Consider the following 23,185-nt stretch of genomic DNA (forward strand, 5'->3'; position numbering starts at 1 on the left):
CAGCCCGTGCTGCCCCGGATAGTTACTGCGGCTCCGCCATTTTGACGAGTAGGTGTGGGTGGAAGTGGAGACTGGTCGTGCGGGTTGAGTTCCACACCTCTAGAGTGTGCATATGAGCCAGATCACACAGCGTGAGTTTGTGCGGGGAGTTTTTCCTGACATGACCGGTGTTGAGCACTGGATGCTTGACCTGCCAACAACCCGCCTCCACGTAGCGGTAGCCGGTGACCCCACCAAACCGCCGGTGATTCTGCTCCACGGGTTCCCCCAAAACTGGTGGGAATGGCGTGAAGTGATTGCACCACTCGCCGCGAATCACTGGGTCATTGCACCAGACCTCCGCGGCGCCGGGTGGAGTGATATCCCAGCCACCGGGTACACGGTCGATGACCACGCCCAAGACATTGTGGCGCTCATGGACGTACTCTCCATACCCAGTGCGGCGCTAGTCACCCACGACTACGGTTCACTGATCGGCTACCACCTGGCGGACTCCCACACGGGGCGCATCAACCAACATATTGCGATGTCCGCACCACCACCCAGCCTCACCGTTGACAGTGGGTGGGTTGGGCACCTGTGGCGGTCTTGGTATCAAGTGGCGATGTGGTTGCCCGGGATAGGGTCAACAGCCATATCCAGTGGCAAACAACGTTTCGCCACCCACCTCCTTGAGGCCTACTCGGCATACCCCGAAGTATGGACACCCCAAGACCGTGACATGTTCTTAGTGCCACTGCGCAACCCTCAACGGGCTAAAGCGATGGGGAAAGTCCACCGGCAACTCATCCACCCACAAGCCCGCAGGCTCCTGGCAGCCGGGCGCGCATCGGCCATGGTCAAAGTCCCCACCACACTGCTCGTTGGTGAAATTGACCCACTAGTGGGGGCGATGGTCCGCCACGGGTACACCGACGGCGCTGACCCTGGCGTCACCATCAAAGTGGTATCAGACGCCTCCCACTATGTGGTTGACGACCAGTCCGTGTCTGTGGCAGCGATCATCAACTCCACCTTGGCGTCTACTACTCGATGATCGCTTTGGTGACAGCAACCTGCTCAGTGAGCACTGAACCAATAACATTCTGGGTTTCGTTGATGCGCTCCACCACGTCACGAATACCAGCCAGTGACTTCACCGTGGCTTCAACCTGCTGCTGAATCGCCGTGATTTTCTGCTCCACCTCAGCGGTAGCGCGCTCAGTTTCATTGGCGAGTTCCTTCACCTCACTGGCAACCACCGCGAAACCCCGCCCAGCTTGACCAGCACGCGCTGCTTCAATGGTGGCGTTCAGCGCCAACAGGTTCGTCTGCCCAGCAATGGACTGAATGGTCTTCACAACTTGACCAATTTCCTTGCTGGAATTACCTAACCCAGCAACGTCCTTGTCAGCGTTGATCACTAAATCTTGACCCTCTGTGGCAACACCTGTTGCCGTGATGACGTTACGTTCCACCTCTTCAATGGACTCCAACAACTCACGGCCAGCAGTGGCCAGTTTTTCTGCAGCCCCAAAACGCTCCAACGCCTGACCAATAAGGAACGCCGTGTTCTGCAGCGCGGCACGGCGGCTCGCTGACAGCTCCACGTACTCGGTGACGAAAAAGTCCATCGTTCCCACAAACTGGCCAGACACCAAAATGGGAAGACACACCCCAGACTTCACACCAGCGCGCCTCGCAGCAGGGGCACGAACACAATCGTTGACCTCAGCAAGATCAGGCACAAACGTCAACTGCATGGACTCCCAGGTGCGGCCCGACAAGCCGACACCCCGGGCAAACGAAGCCTCACGGGTGACCTTACGGAACTCAGGCCCAGCATCACCAGATTCCGTGGAGTACCGCAATACCCGGTCACGCTCATCAAGCTGCCAAAACGAACCATACGCCCAACCAAAACCTTTCCGCACTTCATCAAGGGCGACACGCAACGCATCCTGCGCACTGTGGGCTTCAGTAACAGCACGCAAAACCGCTGAACTAGCAGCAGTGTCCTGCTGCATTTCACGCTGAGTTTCAGCAGAGGCGAGACGCTCCAACGTTTGGGACACCAACACCCCAATACTTTTTAACGCAGCCAACCGGGTAGCCGGAATATCCAACTCTTCCAACGCGAAAAAGTCCATCGTGCCCACAACCTCACCGTGCACAATGAGGGGGAAACACACACCAGACTTCACACCAGCACGCACAGCAACAGGGGCGCGAACACAATCCTCAACCTCGCCCAAGTTCTTCACCACAACGATGTCCTTCGAGCGCCACGTGCGCCCCGCAAGCCCCACACCAGGAGCGAACGACGCCTCACGGGTCACCTGCCGAAACTCAGTCCCAGCATCGCCAGACTCCACCGCGAAACGCAGCACCTGAGCTTCTGGGTCAACCGCCCAGTACGAGCCGTACGCCCACCCAAACTGTTCACGCACAAAACGCAACGCAGCTTCAGCGCCAGCATCAAAAGTCTTGGCAACAGCTAACGCCTGAACCACGTCAGTGACAGCACGGACGTCAGCCTGAGCGTCGTGGAGTTGCTGCGATATCCCGGTGTCCGGGCGAGAGGAACGTCGAAACATGGGTGGGCCAATCGGTAGGGGAAACTGTTGGGCTACGGCTGCGATGCCGCAACGGGGAGCGCTTGTCTATATACCCCTATCGGTATAGTTCAACGTTGAATTAATGGGATTCATGGGTGATCTGCGCTGCACTTCGGCGTGTCGTGCGATGCGTCACCCCACGTCACGACGGCGTGTCACCTCCACATCACACCCCCTACTCACCCCGCTACCACCTCGATACACCCACAAGCCACCCAGAAAAAACCTCACACCCCAAGAAATAACAACCAGCCCCCAACCGTTACACCACGATGTGACTGTTTACTCGATGCTCGACCTCGCCATCACCGCCCCCGGCCAACACATCAGCGACGCCCTCGCCGCCACCGTCCCCGCCGCACAAACAGCAGAACGCACCGGCTACCACCGCGTCTGGTACGCCGAACACCACAACATGCCCAGCATCGCGTCCTCCGCCACCAGCGTGCTCATCGCCCACATCGCCGCCCACACAAACACCATCCGGCTAGGAGCCGGAGGAGTGATGCTCCCCAACCACTCACCACTGACCATCGCCGAACAATACGGCACCCTCGCAGAACTCCACCCCGGACGCATCGACCTCGGCCTAGGCCGCGCACCAGGCGGCGACCAGGCCATGCTCGCCGCACTACGCCGCAACCCCCAAGACGCCGAAAACTTCCCCACAGACATCATCGAACTCCAGTCATACCTCGGGAACCGGCTCCCCACCGACGCCGTCAACGCCTACCCAGGCCGAGGCACCAACGTGCCCCTCTACATCCTGGGATCCTCACTCTTCGGCGCCCAACTCGCCGCCCGCCTCGGCCTGCCCTACGCATTCGCCTCACACTTCGCACCCGCAGCACTACACCAAGCACTCAACGTCTACCGCGAAACCTTCCAACCCTCCGAAACCCTGGACGCGCCCTACACCATCGCCGCCCTCAACGTCATCGCCGGAGACACCACCACCTGGGCCACCCACGAAATGGCCCGCACCCAACGCCAACGCCTCCGCGGATTCCTCAAAAACCGGGCAGACGACCTCACCGACGCAGACATCGACACCATCCTGCGCTCACCCCACGGCGACACCATCCGCGACATGATGCGCTACACAGCCACCGGCACCATCGACGACATCCGCCCCTACATCACCGGATTCATCCAAGACACCGGCGCCGACGAAATCATCGTCGCCCACGCCGTATCAGGACTCGACGAACGCCTCCGCAGCATAGAAATCCTCGCCGAAGCGCTCGCAGAATAACGAACACCAGCACAACAAAAAGTGGGTGAGAGGCATCACGATGCCTCCCACCCGCTCGCTCGCTCACCACGCAACCGCTTAGCCGCTCAGCGACCGCTCAGCGCAGCTCATAACCTGCAAGCAGTTAGTCGTTCGCACGCAACAAGCCGTTCCCCACCGAACTAACCACCGCGATGATCACAGCAGCAAGCATCGCCCACCAGAACCCGTTGACCTCAATACCCCACGAGTTGGACTGAGTGATCCACGCAGCAAGCAAAATCATCACCGCGTTAATCACCAACAAGAACAACCCCAACGTGAGGATGATCAACGGGAACGACAAGAACTGGGCAATCGGCTTCACAATCGCGTTGATCAACGCGAAGATCAGAGCAACAACCAAGAACACCGCCGAACGGTTGATGAACTCGTTGCCGTCCACGATGGAGAACTCCCCAATCACCTGGAAATTTGCCCCCAGGAGAAGGGTTGTCAACCAGAACGCCACGGCAGTTACAATAAGTCTCTTAATAAAATCCATACTGTTATCTTGCCAGCGCTTGACCCAAAAGCGTAGGTGATATCAGATCCTCTTCACACTGATGAGAAACTATTTACTGTGACTACACCAAAAATCCGTGCAGCTGTCGCCTCGCTTCCAGCCTACGTACCCGGGGCTCGCATCCCTGACGGTGTTCACGCGTACAAGGTGTCCTCCAACGAGAACCCCTACCCGCCACTGCCGTCCGTTGTTGACACCATCGCAACCGCCGCATCGGCGATCAACCGCTACCCAGACATGGGAAACACAGACATCAGCGACGCGATGTCCACCTACCTCACCACCGACACCCACACCGTCACACCAGAACAACTGGTGTTCGGCACCGGGTCCGTGGCCGTGCTCGGGCACATCCTCCAAGCATTCGTTGACGCAGGCGACGACGTGGTCTACCCGTGGCGGTCCTTCGAGGCGTACCCCATCATCACCGCAGTATCAGGTGGGCGTAGCGTCCACGTGCCACTGACCCCCGACCACCGCCTCGACCTCGACGCCATGGCCGAAGCCATCACCGAACGCACCCGGGTTGTCTTGGTGTGCACCCCCAACAACCCCACCGGGACAGCCGTCACACACAGCCAAGTGCTGCGATTCATGGCGAAAGTCCCCAGCGATGTCCTTGTTGTCCTTGACGAGGCATACCTAGAATTTGTGCGAAAAGACGACGCACTCGATGCGCTCGCCATCGCCGAGCAATACCCCAACGTGGTGCTGCTGCGAACATTCTCCAAAGCCTACGGACTAGCAGGATTGCGTGTCGGTTACTGCATCGCCCACCCTGATGTTGCTGCCGCTATCCGCGCTGCCAGCACCCCATTCGGGGTGAACCTCATCGCTCAAGCTGCCGTTGTCGCGTCTCTTGCGGCAGTTGACGAACTCAACGAACGAGTCGAAGCGCTCGTCACCGAACGCACCCGCGTATGGACCGCACTGCGTGGCATGGGCTGGGACATCCCACCCTCCCAAGCCAACTTCGTGTGGTTCCCCACCGGGGCCCGCACCGTTGACCTCGCCACCGATGCTCGCCAACAAGGTCTCCTTGTGCGCCCATTCGCCGGGGAAGGGATGCGCGTCACCATCGGCGAACCGGAGGCCAACGACCTCCTCCTCACCCTCGCTGAGCGGTGGATCACGGGCTAACCCGCCCCACTGCCTTTGCTGACGAACCCCGCACCCGCCCTAACCTCCCTCATTCACGTCCCCTTCTCCACTGCACCCCCGCATCCGCCCGCGCATCCGCCCGCGCATCCGCCCGTCACGGGTCATGTGGCATGTTTTGGGACCGTGTGGCACGTCCTTGACGTGCCACACACGCCAAAAACATGCCACACAGGGGTGGCGCCTTGACTGAGAACCCGCCACGATCGCACTAACCCCCTGTTTTCACTAGCCTGATATCACCACTGAAGAGTTGCTGATCAGCGCAGGCAAGGGGAGCCGCAGTTTTGAGCGAACAATCTGTTTGGAAAGAAGGGCCCTTTCGCTGGCTGTGGCTTGCCAACGCATCAACTACGGTCGCTCGTTCGCTAGGTGTTTTTGCGATATCCGTAACGCTTGTCACCGTTGTGGATGCATCCGCATTTCAGGTTGGGCTCGCCACGCCACTGAGCAGCCTTGGGCCACTACTATGTGGGCTCTTTGCCGGAGTTGTTGTTGATCGGTGGGGAAACCGGCGAGTCATGATTGTCACCACATGGGGACGAATGGCGGCATACGCTGGTGCGGTCGTGGCATTCATTGCAGGCTGGCTTGGCCCATGGCACCTGCTTGTGGTGGTTTTCCTGGTCAGCGTCGCGGATGTTTTCTTCATGGCCGCTCACACGTCTATTTTGCCGCGCCTTGTTGGGCGGGCAAGAATTCCCGCTGCCACGTCTTCGCTGATGGCATCTGACCAGATCATTGCGCTTGCCGGGCCAGCAGCAGGTGGGCAACTTGTCCGACTATTACCTGCGCCGTGTGTTCTTGCGGTGTCAGTCATTGGGCAGCTGAGTGCGCTCGTGGGGTTGAAAAATATCCCACACGATGCGAACCGTGTGTCCGGTCAAGAAGCATCGCCACGCCAACGTATGAGAGAAGCCATCGTCGACGGAGCGAAGTTCATGGCTCGCAACCGTCTCCTGCTCGCTGTCATCCTCACGACAGCTACAAATAACTGCGCGGCTGGGGTGTATCAAGCAGCGCAATCATGGTTCATCCTCAAAGACCTTGACATTGAACCAGCTGTTTTTGGCGCGATCTGGTCAGTCAGTGCGGTGGGAGGAATCATGGGTGCTCTGATCGCTCCCCGCCTCGGCTCCGCTTGGGGTCCACTACGTGCCATGTTTTTCGCTAGTTTGTTGATGCCAATGAACTTTGCTCTTATTCCGCTGGCAACGCTATGGCCAAACTTAGCCGTGTGGAGCATCGGCCTGTCGTTCACGCTCTTTGGGTTAGCGCTGGGAGTGCTGTCAGTGAATAGCGCAACGCTTGTTGTGGCCTTAACTCCAGACACTTATCTTGCCCGCGTAGCTGCTACTCGCCGGACTGTCACGCAAGGGGCGATGCTTCTTGGTGGCCTTGTTGGTGCACTGCTGTTGGCGTGGGTTGGTGCGGTGCCTTCTTTGTGGGTTGCGGTGGCGATTGCAACGGGGCAGGGAATTTTCCTGGTTCGGGTTGGTGTGCTGCGGCGGGGCAGCCCGACGGAAGCAGAACTTGCATCGTCATGAAATAACCGACTCCTAGAGCCCGCCACAGGTCATGTGGCATGTTTTGGGACCGTGTGGCACGTCCTTGACGTGCCACATACGCCAAAAACCTGCCACACAGGGGCGGCGCCTTGACTGAGAACCCGCCACAGAGGGGACGGAGGTCCCTTGCGACCGGTGGATTTTCGCCGGGTATCGGCTGTAGTGTTTTGTTGTATACCTCCATGCGCCACGCCGAGGTGTCGCGGAGTTAAGCCAGTTCGCACCGGGTTGCTGTGCCTAGTTGTACGATGTCCACAATTTCGACGGAAAACCTTGTTGGCGCTGACGTCTGGCATGGCTACGCATCCGTAAGTTACGCTGGCGTAGCCTACGGTTTCGTAGGTTGAAGGAATCGCTCGGGAAAACCCCGTTAAGCGGACAGCCGGTAGAACAGAAGGGGGTCGCGTGACTGACTTGTTGCACCACCCACTGGTGGAATTCACTGCAGAGCACGCGCCATTGCAGTTCATTAATGAACGCGGCGAGCGTGTTGAGAATCAGCAGAACGCGCAGTTTGTGCGATATCTCGAGCACTTGAATGTGGATGACCTCAAAAACTTCTACCGCGACATGATGGTTGTTCGCCGGTTCGACATTGAAGCTACCGCTTTGCAACGCCAAGGTGAACTTGCCTTGTATGCGCCCCTGCTTGGGCAGGAGGCCGCTCAGGTTGGTTCCGGGCAGGCGTTGGCGGCTTCTGACATGGTTTTCCCGTCCTACCGCGAGCACGGTGTTGCGCACACGCGGGGCATGGATATGGCGAAGATTTTGCAGTTGTTCCGTGGTGTTGACCACGGTGGCTGGGATTCCTTCGAGCACAACTTCCACCTGTACACCTTGGTCATCGGGTCTCACGCGTTGCACGCGGTCGGTTATGCCATGGGTATCCAGCAGGACGCCCGTATGACTGCCCAGCGCGACGCGGCAGCCCAGCATGATGCGGCTACCCAACACAGTGACGCCCAGGCGGGCGCTCACTTTGGTGACGCAGATGCTGGTGAGCAGGGAACAACACAACCGCAGGCCGATGCTTCCTCACCGGATTCAGCATCGGCGGCGTTCCGTGGCGACACAAGCCAGGACGCCTCGCACACTGGGCAGGCTCCACAAGAGGCTGTCATGGTGTATTTCGGAGATGGAGCCACCTCACAGGGTGACGTGTCTGAGGCGCTGGGGTTTGCTGCTGTGAACAATGCACCGGTGGTGTTCTTTTGCCAGAACAACCAGTGGGCTATTTCCGTACCGAACTCGTTGCAGTTTAAGGCGCCGTTGTATTTGCGCGGTTCTGGGTTTGGTGTGCCAGGGGTACGGGTGGACGGTAATGACGTGTTGGCTGTGCACGCGGCAACTCGGTGGGCGTTGGAGCATGCGCGTCACGGCAATGGTCCGGTGTTCATTGAGGCTGTGACGTACCGGATGGGTGCGCACACTACTTCGGATGACCCCACGAAGTACCGTTCGCGCGAGGAAGAGGCGCACTGGCGCGCGAAGGATCCGATTGATCGGATTCGTTTGGCGTTGGAGGCCGAGGGCGCATGGTCTGAGACTGACGATGCTGCTTTGTCCGCTGAGCTTGAGGGCTTTGGTGAGTACTTGCGCGGTTATGTGCGGAGTTTGGGTGCGCCGGAGAAGTCCAGCATGTTTGAGCACGTGTATGCCACCGAGAACGTGTTGGTGTCTGAGGATAAGGCGTGGTTCGCCGAGTATGAGGCGTCGTTTGTTGACGCGCAAGGAGAAGCCCAGTGACCGCGACAGTTTCTGACACTACTGCTGAGACAACTCAGCGCCTTCCGTTTGCGAAAGCGATCACTGAGGGTTTGCGTGCGGCGATGCGCCGTGATGACAAGGTCATGCTCATGGGTGAGGACATCGGCAAGTTGGGCGGTGTTTTCCGTGTGACGGAGGGGTTGCAGGCGGAGTTTGGTGACCACCGTGTGGTGGACACCCCGTTGGCGGAGTCTGGCATTGTGGGTACGGCTATTGGTTTGGCGATGCGCGGGTATAGCCCGGTGTTGGAGATCCAGTTTGATGGGTTTATTTTCCCGGCATATGACCAGATCACCACGCAGTTAGCGAAGATGCATTACCGCTCGAAGGGGCGGATTAAGCTCCCTATTGTGATTCGTGTTCCGTTTGGTGGGGGCATTGGTGCTGTTGAGCACCACTCGGAAAGCCCGGAGGCGTTGTTTGCGCACACTCCTGGGTTGCGGGTGGTGTCACCTGGGTCTGCGCATGACGCGTACACGATGATTCAGGAGGCTATTGCGAGCCCTGATCCGGTTCTGTTTTTTGAGCCGAAGGGTCGGTACTGGGAGAAGGGTCCCGTCGATTTGTCGGTGGGTCCACGCGTGGAGGCCGGCACCCTGAACAAAGCCGCTATTGCGCGCGCTGGTAGTGACGTCACGATGGTGGCTTATGGCCCAACTGTTGCTACGGCGTTGCGTTCGGCGGAGGCTGCCGCCCAGGAGGGCATCAGCATTGAGGTGGTGGATTTGCGTGCTATCTCACCGCTGGACACGGACACCATTGTTGAGTCGGTGCGGCGCACAGGCCGGTGCGTTGTGGTTCATGAGGCCGTGAGTTACATGGGTCCGGGCGCGGAGATCGCAGCGCGGGTCACAGAACGATGCTTTTATGAGTTGCAGGCTCCTGTGTTGCGGGTTGGTGGGTTCCATCACCCGTACCCGGTGGCGAAGCTTGAACACGATTATCTTCCCTCGCTGGACCGTGTGTTAGACGCTGTTGACCGCGTCATGGCTCACTGACCGCGCTGCAACCCTGAGGACAGGACCCTAATGCCCACGTTTGAACAGTTCCGTATGCCTGATGCCGGTGAAGGCCTCACTGAGGCTGAAATCGTTGAGTGGCACGTTGCCGTTGGTGACACGGTTACCGTGAACCAGGTGATTCTTGAGGTGGAGACGGCGAAGTCTTTGGTGGATTTGCCGTCACCGTTTGCTGGTGTGGTCACGCAGATTCATGGTGCTCAGGGGGACACCGTTGAGGTGGGCACGGTCATTATGGTGGTGGATGTTGACCCCAATGGTGAACCTGCTGAACCAGTTGCACCGGAAAGTGGCGCCACCGCCGAGGTGGCGGCTGCCACTGACGCTCCCGCTGTGGTGACTGATACACCTGCGCAACCAGAAGCATCGGCCGATGCTCCGGTTGCCGCTGTTGACGAACCTGACACCGCGCCAGCCGCCGCGCCTACTGATACTCCAGCAAAAACCGACGATGCGTCGGATAGCGGCTCTGTGTTGGTGGGTTATGGAACGGTCCATGGTGCAACAACACGCCGGGCACGCCGTTCCGCTGTGCGCCCTACAATTGCCGCGTTGGAGCCAAGCCGTGACGTGTTGACGGTGAACCGCCCTGGTGCGGGGGAAGCCGTGCGCGCGAAACCTCCAGTGCGTAAGCTCGCTAAAGACCTCGGTGTCGACCTCACCGCCATTGCCCCAACGGGCCCCGGTGGGATTGTTACCCGTGAGGATGTTCTTGCCGCGCAGGAGAAAACTGACGCCTCGAAGTTGGCAACGTATTCGGCGCAGTCAGCTGGGTCGGCTGCTTCTTCTGGGTCTGACACCTCAGCTGGTACTGGGGCAGGTTCCAATGCCGATGCGCAGGGAACGAAAGCTAGTTCACCACGTGGGGGTGCATCGGCTGCGCCTGCCCGTACGGGTGGGGTCACTGCAAGTGGCGCCTCCGCTGCTGGGCCTGTTGCTGGTGACGCGTTGGAAGACCCGTCATGGTTGAACTCAGGCACAGTGAGTGACGATGGCCGTCAAACGGCTGTTCCGGTGCGTTCTGTGCGCCGCCGGACCGCTGAAGCCATGGTCGCTAGTGCGTTCACGGCCCCGCATGTCACGGTGTTCCACACTGTTGATGTCACCAAGACGATGAAGCTTGTGGAGCGGTTGCGTGCGGACAAAGAGTTCACCGATGTTCGGGTAACTCCTTTGCTTATCACCGCGAAAGCGCTCATGCTGGCCGTGTCACGCCACCCTGAGATCAACGCGTCGTGGGTGGATGAAGACCAAACCATTGTGTACAAGCACTACGTGAACCTTGGTATCGCGGCGGCAACACCGCGCGGCCTGGTGGTGCCCAACATTAAAGATGCGCACCGCCTGTCTTTGAAGGGCCTAGCGCAGGGCATCGCCGATTTAACGGCGACCGCACGTGCAGGGAAAACCACGCCACGTGACATGTCAGATGGCACAATCACCATCACCAACGTGGGGGTGTTTGGCATTGACACAGGGACCCCCATTTTGAACCCGGGGGAGTCCGCGATTTTGGCGTTTGGTGCGATTCGCCAGCAGCCGTGGGTCCACAAGGGCAAGATCAAGAAGCGTTGGGTGACGCAGTTGGCGTTGAGTTTTGATCACCGTCTTGTTGACGGCGAGTTGGGTGCCCGGGTGCTTGCCGACGTCGCGAAGGTGTTGGAAGACCCATCCCGCGGGTTGGTGTGGGGCTAAATAGCATTACCTCGTAACCCGCGTTCGCCACGTTATGTGTGGCGGGCGCGGGTTCGTGCGTAAGCGGCAGCCTGCTCCAGCGAATCGAACTGGTGCTCTGCATCGCGCAGCGCATTGAGCACCCCAACACGGCGGAAAAGTTCATGGTGACTGGCTTGGATGCCTTTCATCAACACGGTGATGCCGCGCGCTTCGAGTTGTTGCACAACCTGTGTGAGCACGTGGGCGCCGGTGGCATCAACGACCCCCAACCGTGACATGCGCAAAATCACCACGGTCACGTCATCAACGGCTGTCACCGCATCCAAAACCCGGTCCGCTGCGGCAAAAAACAGTGGCCCGTCGATGCGCACCGTAGCGATGCGCTCATCGCCGTGTTCCGCCACACCGGGAAGGTCCTCAAACGTCACGGTTGTGGTGCGTGACAACGTGCGCAACAGCAGGAACCCAGCCACAGTAATACCTATGAGCACAGCAACAATGAGGTCCACCGACACGGTCACCAGCGCTGTGACCACAAACGCTAAAGCATCTGAGCGGGTAGAGCGCAGAATCACCCCAGCGGTTGCCACATCAATCATGCGCAGAGCAGTGACCATGAGGACACCCGCCAATGCGGCGAGCGGAACAAAACCAACCGGGGCAGCAACCACAGCAATAATCCCCAACAACACCACCGCGTGGGTGATCGCAGCAAGCCGGGTGCGCCCACCAGCACGCACGTTAACTGCTGTGCGGGCAATCGCACCAGTGGCCGGCATGCCACCAAAAAACGCTGACCCAAGAGACGCCAACCCCTGCCCCACAAGTTCCCGATCAGGGTCATACGCCCCAGTGGGAGACATCGCCGAGGCTACCCGCGCCGACAACAACGACTCAATCGCGGCAAGCGCCGCGATCGTCAACGCTGCCGGGGCCAACGCAACAATGAGCGACCCATCCAGGGCGGGCATCGTCGGAGTAGGTAAAGAATGAGGGAGCTGCCCGATGCTCGCCAACGGCGTTGGAACAACAACCGTCACAAGAGTGGCAACCAAAATCCCAACCAGCGACCCAGGGATACCCGGGTGCAACCGGGGTAACCACAACATACAACCAGCCACAATCGCCACCATCACCACTGACCAGGCCAGGTGCGAGGCATCAAGATGCATAACAGCCTGCGCGGCACCAACCACGGCATGACTACTCGTGACACTGTCACCACCACCCGTGATCGCAGGGACCTGCTGCAGGAAAATAATCACCCCAATGCCAACAGTGAACCCCTCAATAACCGGCCACGGAATGAACGCAACCAAACGCCCCAACCGCAACACCCCAGCCGCCACCACAACGACCCCAGCCATCAACGTGACAAGAGGTAAAGCAGCAACCCCATGCACAGCAATGACGGGGGCAATCACCACCACCATCGCACCCGTAGGGCCAGAAACCTGCACGTGGGAACCACCAAAAACAGCGGCAATAAACCCAGCAATAATCGCCGTGACAATGCCAGCTTCCGCACCAGCACCCGAGGAAATACCAAACCCCAACGCCAACGGCAACGCCACAATCCCCACCGTGACACCGGCAAGAAGATCACGACGCCACGTAGAACGCAGATCCCGATAGTCACCAGCGCTCGGCAACAAACGGCGCACCCGAGAATGCTGCCACGACCCCACAGGTAAACCACTCATGAGGCGCTGTCCTGCGCCTCGCGTACCAACGCAGGCAAATGGGGGAGAGCATCAACCTGAGTCGACGCCGAGGCAACAATATTGCCCAACAACCTGCGAGCAACAGTCAACAAATCAGCAACCTCAGGGAAAGCGATCCGGTAATACACGTGGCTAGCACGGCGCGTGGACTCCACCAACTGGTGCTTACGCAACACCGCAAGATGCTGCGACAAATGCGAAGCCTCCAACCCGGTGGCTTCCTGCAACTCAGAAACAGTATGTTCGTGACCGTCAGCCAGCAATTCAAGAATGCGAATACGCAACGGATGGGACAGGCCTTTAAACAGACCCGCTTTGACCTCATACAAGGGACGCTGAAATTCATCTAGTGACATGATGAAATCATCATATCGCCCTGTTTGCGGCCACCACTAGGCCCTCCGTCCGCCATACGGGCACACACCACCACCCCACACCACCATCACCGCAGATCAACGGGTGAGGGATAAGTACCCCTCGCCCAATGTCAGAACAAACCATTAACATCATTCAGGTTGGTGACCCGCGCCCGCACACATCACCAACCCACCGTGTGGAACACACACGCGGACTCTTCTGGGGGGAGGAGAACCGCACCCGCCCACAGAACGTCCAAACCATGAAGGAGCCTCATGTCCCGCCCATTTCAGGTGGACCTGTCTGGCGTTATCGAACTACTCTCGCGACACATCTACTCCAGCCCACGCGTCTACCTGCGAGAACTCATCCAAAACGGCGTCGACGCCATCAACGCAGCAACCACACACGACGCGCTCGCGGCCCCCCTAGAATCCCCGCGCATCACCATCACACCAGCACGCGACGGCACACCCTTCACCTTCCGGGACAACGGCATCGGACTCACCGCAGACGAGGCAGCAGAACTCCTCGCAACAGTGGGTAAATCCTCCAAACGCGACCCCGAACTAGGGTTCCGCCGCGACGACTACCTCGGGCAATTCGGCATCGGCTTGCTCTCGTGCTTCATGGTGTCCGACAACATCACCATCCTGTCCCGCTCCCGGCGCGTCAGTGCTGACGGGCAGGCACCGGCAGCCATCGAATGGGTGGGGCGCATCGACGGAACCTTTACCGTCACCGAACTCGACGCCAACCACAGCGACGTAGTGCCCTACGGCACCACCGTGTCACTGACCGCCCGCCACGACGGTGACGACCTACTCACTGACGCCCTCGTCGCAGAACTCGCCACAACGTTCGCCGAGTTTTTACCCATAGAGCTCGAACTGAACCTCGCCACGGGCGCACGCCTCATCGGCCGAGAAGCACCCTTTTTACCGCCACACCGCGACACCCCCGTTGCGCTGTCCTACGGACGTGAAGTCATTGGGCAAGAACCCCTCGCCGCTATCCCTCTGGACGCTTTAGGCACCGGAACCAGCGGTGTTGGCTACATTCTGCCGTTTGCGCCGCCACCTGGCGCCGCCGCATCGGCTCGTGTGTACCTCTCCCGGATGCTCCTCGCGGAACGGATGCCCGACGTCCTGCCAGCGTGGGCATCATTCGTTCACGCCGTGATCTCCACAGACCACTTGACCCCCACCGCGTCCCGAGAACAACTCATCGCCAACGAGGCGCTGACTGACACCCAAGAAGCCATTGGGCGGGCCATCACCTACTGGGTGCAAGAACAGGCACTGCATTCCCCAGAAACACTGGCCGAACTTGTGAACGTTCACCACGTGGCGCTACGGCAAATGGCCGCCCACTATGACGACCTCGGCAAAGCGATTATTCCGCTGCTCCCGGTGGAAACCAGTGCCGGGACCATGAGCATCGGCGAATATTTAGACACCACCACCACCGTGCGGTACGCCTCAACGGTTGATGAATTCCGTCAAGTGTCCTCCATCGTGTCACCGGAACGCCCCGTCATAAACGCCGGGTACTCCTTCATCGAAGACCTGCTGTTGCGGCTGCCAACCCACCACACGGATGTCACGGTGGAAAAAGTTGAAGTCACCCAAGAACTCAACAACCTCTCACCCGTCCCCTTTGACGACGCCACGCGCGCCAAAGACCTCGAAAAACGTGCGACAGAAGCGTTGGGGAACAAGTACGTCACCGTCATCACACGAACCTACGAACCCGCAAACCTGCCAGCACTGTATGTCGCTGACCCGCAGGTCATCCAGTGGATTGAACGCGACGCCACCCGTGATGTCGTGCAAGGCCCCTGGGCAGAAATCCTCGCGCAAACCCAAGAGGTGTACGACTCACTCGGCACCAAAGCCACAGCGCAACTCTGCCTGAACTGGTCCAACCGGGCGGTACGTTCCCTCGCCGCAGTCACCGACCCCATCATCTTTACCCGCAGTGTGCGGTTGCTTTTCGCCCAAGCGAAACTGTCCGGTCACCACCCACTGACCGTTGCCGACCGCACCATGCTTACTGAGGCCCTCGACGACCTCATCACCCTCTCAATCGGCCTATCCGACACCGACTTCCCGGAGATCTGACCATGCACCTCGAAACAGCCCCACCACAGCTCCAAGAACTCATCGAGCGTGCCGAATACATGCCCATGGGTGACGAAGAACTCCAAGTCGTCCGCTCGGCAATGAACCTCGCCGAAGAACTAACCCTCGACGGGTGGGCGTACAAACTACGCCTGTGGCACAACCGTTCCGCATTCCGCATGGGTGACACCGACGCTTTGCTGACCAGCTTCACCCGGTCCCTCGCCATCCACGACTCCGACCCAGAACGCTTCCCGCTCGAAGTCGACGAAGACACCCACCTGCTGTTCCAATACAAGTGGGTAGCAGAAATGCTCAACGAATCACCCGCATACTCACTAGGCCAAATCCAAGGTATCTACGCCGACATGGAACGCCGCTTCCAAGAAGCAGGCGCATCACCATCGGGTTACCTCCAAACCCGCTTCGGTGGCGCAACAGACCGCGGTGAATGGGCAGAAGCCGAAGAGATCTTCACCCAACTCCAAGCCGCACCCCGCGACGACCTCTCCCACTGCGAAGCGTGCTACCGCTCCACCGCAGCGATGTACCACCGCGACAAAGGCCAACCAGAACGAGCCCTCGAACTCTTCGAAGAAATCTTCTCCGGGCACCTGACCTGCGGTGACGAACCAGAATACTCTGAAGCGCAAGCAATGTTCCTCCACCTGCGAGCCGGTAACCTCGACGCCGCCCGCGCCCTGCACCACAAGAGCTTGACCGCCGTACGCGTCAACCCAGACCCCGGCTCCATGCTGCTGCGACACATCGAATTCTGCGTCATCACAGGCAACACCCCCCGTGCGCTCAGCCTGCTCGAACAATTCCCCCGCGTATTCGATGTGTCACCACTGAGCGTCACCCGCCAATTCGACTGCCTCACCACACTCGCTGTGCTCTCGAACGCCATGACCAGCGAAGGGCAAGGTCAACTCCCTATCCGTGGCACCAACGCACCATACTTCGCCACCCTGCTAGGCAGCGAGGTAACCGGTGACCGCACCCCACGCGACATCGAAGACACCGCATGGGCGCGAGCCCGGGCAATCGCCGATTCCTTCAACACCCGAAACGGCAACACCCACTACACCGCCCTGTACGAATCCAAACAGAACCTCCTCGCCGAACGCTACGACCTTCCACTCGGCATCGAAGAGTACGAAACCCCCGTCGACAACGCACCCGTTGCCCAACCCACCACAGTGCTCGACTATGTGGCGGCAGTTCGCAACACCATGCTCACCAACCCCCAAGAAGCCGTGAACCTCTACCAGGCTGGCCTGGCACTACCCGCAGACGACAACACCCCAGAGCTGGTGCTCGCGGTCCTGCACGCCCCAGACGGAGTCCTACCAGACACAGCCCCAACCTTCGACGCCCTCGTGGCGACACTCGGGGAAACAGGGCTACCCGCCCTGGCCGCAACGATGAGTGAATACGGGCCACGATTCCTCAAAGACCTCACCAATGAGGACGCCCCAGCACTCACCGCAAAAGCCGCAGAACTAGCGCCACAGCACCCTGTAGATGCCGCATACCTCTACCTCGAACTATCCGACCTCACCGCGCCCACAAACCCAGAACAAGCACTGACCTACGCCACCCAAGCCCAAACCCTCATGCGCGGCCAAGCCGGACAATACAAAACAGCACTCATGGTCGCTGGCACCGCACTGAGCCTAGGGAACGTGGAAGACGCATCGGCGGCACTTGATACCGCCGACGCACTCGCACACGGCAGCGCACGCCTCGAAACCCACGCAACGTTCCTGCGAGCATCCATCGCAACGCAGCAAGAAAACTGGGACACCGCGCTATCCCTCTTCGACCAAGCCGCACACCAAGCGCTCAGCAGCGCAGACCACGCAGTAGCGTGGCAACTCTTCGCCCGCAAAGCATCAGTCCACGCCAGCCTAGGCATGCTGCCCGACGCCGCACGCGCCATGCGCCGCGCCGTACGCTACGCAACCACAGCGGACATCGACGAGCAGCGCCGCATGAACCTCACCTACACGCTCGGGCGCTACCTCCTCGACGCAGGCCTGCCACACGACGCCCTCGCCAACCTCACCGAATCACTAGACTGGCAATTCGAAAACGACGGAGAACCAGAACTCATCCTCGAACACCTGCAAGCAGTCGGTGAAGCAGGGTACGCAAGCGGCGACTACCAGCAAGCATTCTCCGCCTGGGTGTACGCGCTCGGCTACGCCGAAGACAACAAACAACCAGACCGCGAATTCACCATCGCCCTGCGCCTCACAGACTTCCTCACCGAGGTAGGACACGAAGAAGCCGTTGACTATGCAGAGCGCGCCTGGAACCTCGCCACCACCCAAGAGCAACCACTCGCCCAAGCAGAAGCGGCGAAACGCGTCGCGATTGCACAGGTTGTTGTTGCACAAACAACAGACCTCAGCGCACTCGAACGCGGCGAAGAAGCCCTCAACGCTGACGGCGTAGACCCACAAGACCGGGCCATTGCACTCATCGAACTAAGGATGCACCGTGCCCGCCTCCTGTGGCGCATGGACCACAACGAGGAAGCCGCAGCAGCAGCGACCACCGTTGCCGGGATGGCCCGAGACATCGACCTCACCCCTGCACTAGCTGACGCGCTCACCATCGCTGGGCTCGCACACCGCGACGCAGGGAACACCACCCAAGCCCGCGAAAACCTCGAAGCGGCACGCGACTGCTACGAGGAAGGAATGGACCAAATCGAGTTCCTCAACGGGCAGATTGAAGCGCTAGGCGGCGGTGCGGAATAAGTCGCGGTTGGAGGTGCGGCGGTGCTGTGGCGGTGCAGTTTGGGCCGCCACAGCACTTCCAATTCTGCCGTCACCCCCCGCCGCCGCGCCTACCTCACCCCCCGCCGCCGCGCCTACCTCACCCCCCGCCCGCGCCTGCCACATCCCCTCCACCTCTTCCGCTGTGTGGCATGTTTTAGGCTCATGTGGCATGTTCTGAACAGCATTCTCTGTCCCGGAACATGCCACATGGGTCTGCAACCGCGCATGCTTGACCTAGTGCGCCCGCATGATCTACCCAGCCTCCGGAGTGCCCGCACTTAGCCAGTACGCTGCACGAGCGTCAACAGGGTCTTCACAATAACCACACTGTGCCGAACTTCGAAAATCGCATATTTCAACCTGCACGGACTTACTCTTTGATCATCGCTCTTAACGAAAGAGCCGATTCTATCGATGTAAGGATGATTCAGTGCAAGCTGCGCGTTTCCTTCAGCTTTCGACAAAGCGAGCCCTCGCAGTGTTGTGCGGAGTTGTTGTCGCCTTGGCCCTCTCAGCAGGCGCTATCGCACTGCATTACGGCGACTCTACAAACACTCAGGCGCACAGCGAGTTTTCGCCGGAGGTTCAAGACGACATTGACCGCATTCTCGATTTCAACGAAGGCCTCTCCGAGAAAGATCTCCTTGTCGAAGTCCAAGACTATGCAGATCAAGAAGGCAAGACTTTGGAGAAAGCTCTCGAGGAGATAGCTTTCGAAACGCGCCACGAACTCTACAGCGACGTGTCTGAACAGTTTCGGTTTTGCGACGGCTGCACGCTGCAAGAAATCAGCGACATTGACGGGGTCACCCCGTGGTTTGTTGCCGTCAACGTGATTCTCGATGTAGTCCAAGAACGCTACGGTCGAGCAGTCTGAGAAGCTCCATCAATGGTTGGTTGGCCCTAGCGTCTCGAAGAGCCAACCAACCGATCCCTCAGCCCACAGGATTGCTGGGTGCGACATCGAGAATCCACGTCACCCCAAACCTGTCGGTGAGCATCCCGAACCCGGGGCTCCACGCCGATGCGGCAAGTGGTTCGATCGTTTCAGCGCCGGCGCTCAACGCTGACCAGTAGGCCTGGACTTCCTCAAGAGAGTCGCCCCGCACCGACACGAAGAATGGTTGATTGGTGATGGTCACCCCATTGTCACGCTGAGTTGAGTGAGTTGGGTCTTGCCCGACGCCGCCTTGCCCGACGCCGCCTTGCCCGACGCCGCCTTGCCCGACGCCGCCTTGCCCGACGCCGCCTTGCCCGGCGCCGCCTTGCCCGGCGCCGCCTTGCCCGGCGTCACGTGGACCGGGGATGTCATACGCCATAACGCGGAAACCGTTGTCGGCGACAACCTGCCCGAAAACCACTGAGTTGGCCCCGGGTGCGTCCTGCGGCATACCGAAGTCACCATACGTGGCAATCATTAGCTCTCCACCAAATACAGACTGGTAAAACTCCAACGCAGAACGAGCGGTGCCACGGAAATTGAGGTGGGTGGTCGTTGTGATGCTCATGTTTTCTCCTTGCGGAACAGTGTTGAAACGTGCCGTGCAATCACCACTCTCACAGGGGTATAGGTCAGGTTTTGTCCTCAACATGAATTAGGCTCAACAGTATGGCCACGACCACGTCGCGTCTCTTGAGCTTGCTGTCCCTCCTGCAAACCCGGCGGGATTGGCCCGGAGCCCTGCTCGCCGAACGGCTCAATGTCAGTCACCGAACCGTTCGCCGTGATGTCGACCGGCTCCGCGACATGGGCTACAACATCAGCGCGACGATGGGCCCCGACGGTGGGTACCACCTGGACGCCGGCAACGAATTACCTCCACTGCTTTTCGATGATGACCAAGCAATCGCCCTCGCGGTCGCTTTGCAGACGGCGACCCTCTCCGGTGCGAATATCGAGGAGGCTGCTGTCCGCGCTCTGGCGACGGTGCGACAGGTCATGCCCTCGCGCGTGCGGCATCGGCTCGCGGCCCTCACTTTCACCGCACTGACCGGCCCAACCGGCGGCAACACGGACAAAGCGCAGCCCGATGTCCTTGTTGCGTTATCTGCAGCCATTCGCTCGCGTGAAGTGATGCGATTCGACTACGCGCAGCGCCATACCGACCAACGGATTGGTGAGCCTGCTGTCCCAACCGATGCGCCACGAAGAGTGGAACCGCACCACCTGGTGACAACGCAGGGGAGGTGGTACCTCGTTGCGTGGGATCTTCAGCGTGATGGGTGGCGAATTTTCCGCGCTGACCGCATTTCACCGCGCACCCCCACTGGCCCGCGGTTTATGCCGCGTGAACTACCTGGTGGTGACGCTGCTGAGTTTGTTGCTGCCCGTTTTAAAGGGGCTGACCGCCGCAATGAATGGCCGTGTGTTGGGCGGGTTATTGTGCATCGTTCAGCGTCTGAGGTGGCCCCGTTTGCTGGTGATGGCATTGTTGAGGCCCTCGATAGTCAGCGGTGCAGCCTTACCCTGGGGGCGTGGTCATGGGTGGCGCTTGCGGCGACACTGAACAGTTTTGACGCCGATATTGATGTCTTAAACCCACCTCAACTGGCCGATGCGTTTGCGCTGCTCGCCGCCCGCAATCGTGCCACGGCATCCCAGTAGCCCTAGCCGCCCCTTCCTTGCCAAGTCCACCTCAACCACCACTGGGTTCTTCTGACCTACCGATTCCCCACTACCTGGGCACCCCTCCCGTCGAAAGTGGGATTGTGCCCACTTTCCCTTTCGAAAGTGGGCACAATCCCACTTTCGATGAGTGAGTGAGTGAGTGAGTGAGTGAGTGAGTGAGTGAGTGAATGAATGAATGAATGGGTGAGGAGTGCTACGCGGCCGAATTAGGGCGGATGTGACGGGCGGGGAGAGAGCGTTCGCAAGTAGTGGCAGCAACCCGAGAGGCAGTTACAGTCACGATGTGACCACCACTCCCAGCGCACCTACATCCAGCGCACCTACACCGAGCGGACTCAGCGGCGCCGGCTGTTGGGAATGCCACCCACTGCACTGTCCCTGTCAGGTCGCTAAGGATGAATAACAGTGGCGTTGAATGGAATAGGGAAGCTTGCGCCAAGGGCGAGTTCGTGGTTGGCGCCTACAACCCGGTCAGCTACAGCCCAACAACCTCAGCAAGGTGACGGTTCACCAACCGGCGTTCCGGGTCAAGTTCAGCAGCTAGCACCCGGAACTCACCAATCTTCGGGTACAGGCTTTCCAAACGGTCGCGCCCAAACCGGTGCAGTTTTCCCCAGTGGGGGCGGGCATCGAACGGTGCAAGGGCGGCTTCAAGGTCGGGAAGGAACCGCAGCACGTCGCGTTCCATGGGCCGCCACGTGAAGTGCAATCCGACGGTTGGTTCAACACCGGACGGGCTCAACCAGGCGCCATCTGGCGCCATGGTACGAATTTCTGACACAAACAGCAGCGGCACGATGCGCGGCCCAAGTTCCCTCACCGCCGCGATCGCTGCCAGCGCGTGGCGGCGGGGGATGAGGTATTCGGATTGGAGTTCTTCACCTTTGGACGGGGTGAACCCCATCTTGAAGTGAGGGAGCCGGTCTAACGGCGCTCCCGGTACGCCGAGTTGGTCTGTGCAGTGAACAGGGTCTGTGTGGGGTAGGGGGTGGAGTTTTTCGGTGGCTGGCATCGCACCCAGTGCGGTGAGGAGCTCGATGCCAGGTGGGGGCGCATCGGCTGAAGCAGCCGCCGCGCCAGCCTGTCGCGCATCGGCGGAACCTGATTCGGTGCGCGCGCTGTGCACCGCAGATTTTAGCCACACTTGGTCGACGCCTTCGCCATCCCAGCGGGTAAACATAGACACGGAGTAAGCCGCCGAGGTCACGGCATCAAACTGGGCGTCGAGCGCACCCCACGACAGGTTGGTCATAAGGTCTTGACGCACGAGGAAAGCGGGGTGAACCCGCAAGTCCACAAAGACAACAGCCCCAAGCGCCCCCAAATGAACGGCTGATTCCCACGGAAGGTCATCGGTGCCATCCCGGCGCGCGTGCAGCACATCGCCGCGCGGCGTCACAAGAGTGAACCCGTCTACGGCGCCAACGAGAGCTTGGTTGGTGTCCCCAGAACCGTGCGTCCCGGTGGCGATAGCCCCCGCAATGGTGATGTGCGGAAGGGACGCAAAGTTGCTAAGCGACCAGCCATCGGCGGCAAGTTTTTGGGCAACTGCACCGTAGGTGGCGCCGCCTGGTACTCGCACGATGCCCGTGCCATCTGATTGCGCATCAACGGTGAGCGGGTTCTCGGGGAGGGGTTCAAGCCGTGAGGTGAGGATGTGCGTGCCGGTGGTGTTGGCAATGTCGTTAAAGCAGTGGGTTGAGCCAAGGAGTGTGATGGGTCCGGTGGTGTGAGTGAATGCGCGTTGCAGTTCTTCAACCGACCGTGGGGCGATAACGTCGCGGGCTGTGTAGGTGAGGTTGCCTGCCCAGTTTTTCCGCATGGTGTGTCCAGTTGCTGGTGAGGGGTCCGGCATGCCGGGGATGAGGTGCGTCATTGCTTCTCCACTGGTCAGGGTTTCTTTCATCCTGCCCGTTGTGGGCGGGCGGCGCAAAAGGGGCCGGGGCGACTACTCGTTGGGAGTAGTGGCCCCGGC

The 23,185-nt window shown here is 59.8% G+C and carries 17 protein-coding genes; 11 read left to right on the plus strand and 6 right to left on the minus strand.

Annotated elements, in window-relative coordinates:
• Positions 1-112 precede the first annotated feature (112 nt).
• On the plus strand, positions 113-1,036 hold the full coding sequence (locus G538_RS0102750) for an alpha/beta fold hydrolase (RefSeq protein ID WP_029068104.1): 924 nt from the start codon (positions 113-115) through the stop codon (positions 1,034-1,036).
• On the opposite strand, the gene G538_RS0102755 is transcribed toward G538_RS0102750, so the two are convergent.
• Positions 1,026-2,576 (minus strand): GAF domain-containing protein, encoded by a 1,551-nt coding sequence (locus G538_RS0102755; protein ID WP_029068105.1) that lies wholly within the window; start codon positions 2,574-2,576, stop codon positions 1,026-1,028. The genes G538_RS0102750 and G538_RS0102755 overlap by 11 nt on opposite strands.
• Before the next feature lie 295 nt (positions 2,577-2,871).
• Between G538_RS0102755 and G538_RS0102760 the strand changes: the two genes are divergently transcribed.
• A complete protein-coding gene (locus G538_RS0102760; RefSeq protein WP_029068106.1) occupies positions 2,872-3,852 on the plus strand; it encodes an LLM class flavin-dependent oxidoreductase in 981 nt (326 codons plus the stop codon).
• Between the two features lie 124 nt (positions 3,853-3,976).
• Here the strand turns inward: G538_RS0102760 and G538_RS0102765 are convergent, their stop codons facing one another.
• Positions 3,977-4,375: a phage holin family protein gene (locus G538_RS0102765; RefSeq protein WP_029068107.1), complete on the minus strand. Its 399-nt coding sequence runs from the start codon at positions 4,373-4,375 to the stop codon at positions 3,977-3,979.
• 78 nt (positions 4,376-4,453) lie between these two features.
• Here G538_RS0102765 and hisC point away from each other — a divergent pair, with 78 nt between their 5' ends.
• From hisC to G538_RS0102790, 5 genes are all read left to right on the plus strand, one after another.
• Positions 4,454-5,536, plus strand: a complete 1,083-nt coding sequence (gene hisC, locus G538_RS0102770) for a histidinol-phosphate transaminase (RefSeq protein ID WP_029068108.1) — start codon at positions 4,454-4,456, stop codon at positions 5,534-5,536.
• Positions 5,537-5,841: 305 nt separating this feature from the next.
• Positions 5,842-7,101 (plus strand): MFS transporter, encoded by a 1,260-nt coding sequence (locus tag G538_RS0102775; protein ID WP_029068109.1) that lies wholly within the window; start codon positions 5,842-5,844, stop codon positions 7,099-7,101.
• Positions 7,102-7,527: 426 nt separating this feature from the next.
• A complete protein-coding gene (locus G538_RS0102780) occupies positions 7,528-8,868 on the plus strand; it encodes a thiamine pyrophosphate-dependent dehydrogenase E1 component subunit alpha (protein WP_029068110.1) in 1,341 nt (446 codons plus the stop codon).
• A complete protein-coding gene (locus G538_RS0102785; RefSeq protein WP_029068111.1) occupies positions 8,865-9,887 on the plus strand; it encodes an alpha-ketoacid dehydrogenase subunit beta in 1,023 nt (340 codons plus the stop codon). The genes G538_RS0102780 and G538_RS0102785 overlap by 4 nt, the downstream gene beginning before the upstream one ends.
• A 30-nt stretch (positions 9,888-9,917) precedes the next feature.
• On the plus strand, positions 9,918-11,603 hold the full coding sequence (locus tag G538_RS0102790; RefSeq protein WP_029068112.1) for a 2-oxo acid dehydrogenase subunit E2: 1,686 nt from the start codon (positions 9,918-9,920) through the stop codon (positions 11,601-11,603).
• Positions 11,604-11,635: 32 nt separating this feature from the next.
• Here the strand turns inward: G538_RS0102790 and G538_RS0102795 are convergent, their stop codons facing one another.
• On the minus strand, positions 11,636-13,288 hold the full coding sequence (locus G538_RS0102795; RefSeq protein WP_035832792.1) for a SulP family inorganic anion transporter: 1,653 nt from the start codon (positions 13,286-13,288) through the stop codon (positions 11,636-11,638).
• Positions 13,285-13,665: an ArsR/SmtB family transcription factor gene (locus G538_RS0102800; protein WP_029068114.1), complete on the minus strand. Its 381-nt coding sequence runs from the start codon at positions 13,663-13,665 to the stop codon at positions 13,285-13,287. The genes G538_RS0102795 and G538_RS0102800 overlap by 4 nt, the downstream gene beginning before the upstream one ends.
• 276 nt (positions 13,666-13,941) lie before the next feature.
• Between G538_RS0102800 and G538_RS0102805 the strand changes: the two genes are divergently transcribed.
• From G538_RS0102805 to G538_RS0102820, 3 genes are all read left to right on the plus strand, one after another.
• Positions 13,942-15,789, plus strand: a complete 1,848-nt coding sequence (locus G538_RS0102805) for an HSP90 family protein (protein ID WP_029068115.1) — start codon at positions 13,942-13,944, stop codon at positions 15,787-15,789.
• Between the two features lie 2 nt (positions 15,790-15,791).
• Complete coding sequence (locus tag G538_RS0102810; RefSeq protein ID WP_029068116.1) at positions 15,792-18,560, plus strand: hypothetical protein; 2,769 nt, start codon at positions 15,792-15,794, stop codon at positions 18,558-18,560.
• Between the two features lie 451 nt (positions 18,561-19,011).
• The gene (locus G538_RS0102820) at positions 19,012-19,458 is read left to right on the plus strand and encodes a hypothetical protein (RefSeq protein WP_029068117.1); all 447 of its coding nucleotides are present in this window, start codon (positions 19,012-19,014) and stop codon (positions 19,456-19,458) included.
• A 58-nt stretch (positions 19,459-19,516) separates the two neighbouring features.
• On the opposite strand, the gene G538_RS0102825 is transcribed toward G538_RS0102820, so the two are convergent.
• Complete coding sequence (locus G538_RS0102825) at positions 19,517-20,089, minus strand: VOC family protein (protein ID WP_029068118.1); 573 nt, start codon at positions 20,087-20,089, stop codon at positions 19,517-19,519.
• A gap of 101 nt (positions 20,090-20,190) precedes the next feature.
• Between G538_RS0102825 and G538_RS0102830 the strand changes: the two genes are divergently transcribed.
• Positions 20,191-21,186 carry a helix-turn-helix transcriptional regulator gene (locus G538_RS0102830; protein ID WP_029068119.1) on the plus strand — a complete coding sequence of 332 codons (996 nt, stop codon included), beginning with the start codon at positions 20,191-20,193 and terminating at the stop codon, positions 21,184-21,186.
• A 499-nt stretch (positions 21,187-21,685) separates the two neighbouring features.
• Here the strand turns inward: G538_RS0102830 and G538_RS0102835 are convergent, their stop codons facing one another.
• Positions 21,686-23,116 (minus strand): D-arabinono-1,4-lactone oxidase, encoded by a 1,431-nt coding sequence (locus G538_RS0102835; protein ID WP_245566769.1) that lies wholly within the window; start codon positions 23,114-23,116, stop codon positions 21,686-21,688.
• Positions 23,117-23,185: the final 69 nt, after the last annotated feature.

Origin of the sequence: Jonesia quinghaiensis DSM 15701 (assembly GCF_000423205.1) — a bacterium.
In the GTDB taxonomy this organism is placed as follows: domain Bacteria; phylum Actinomycetota; class Actinomycetes; order Actinomycetales; family Cellulomonadaceae; genus Jonesia; species Jonesia quinghaiensis.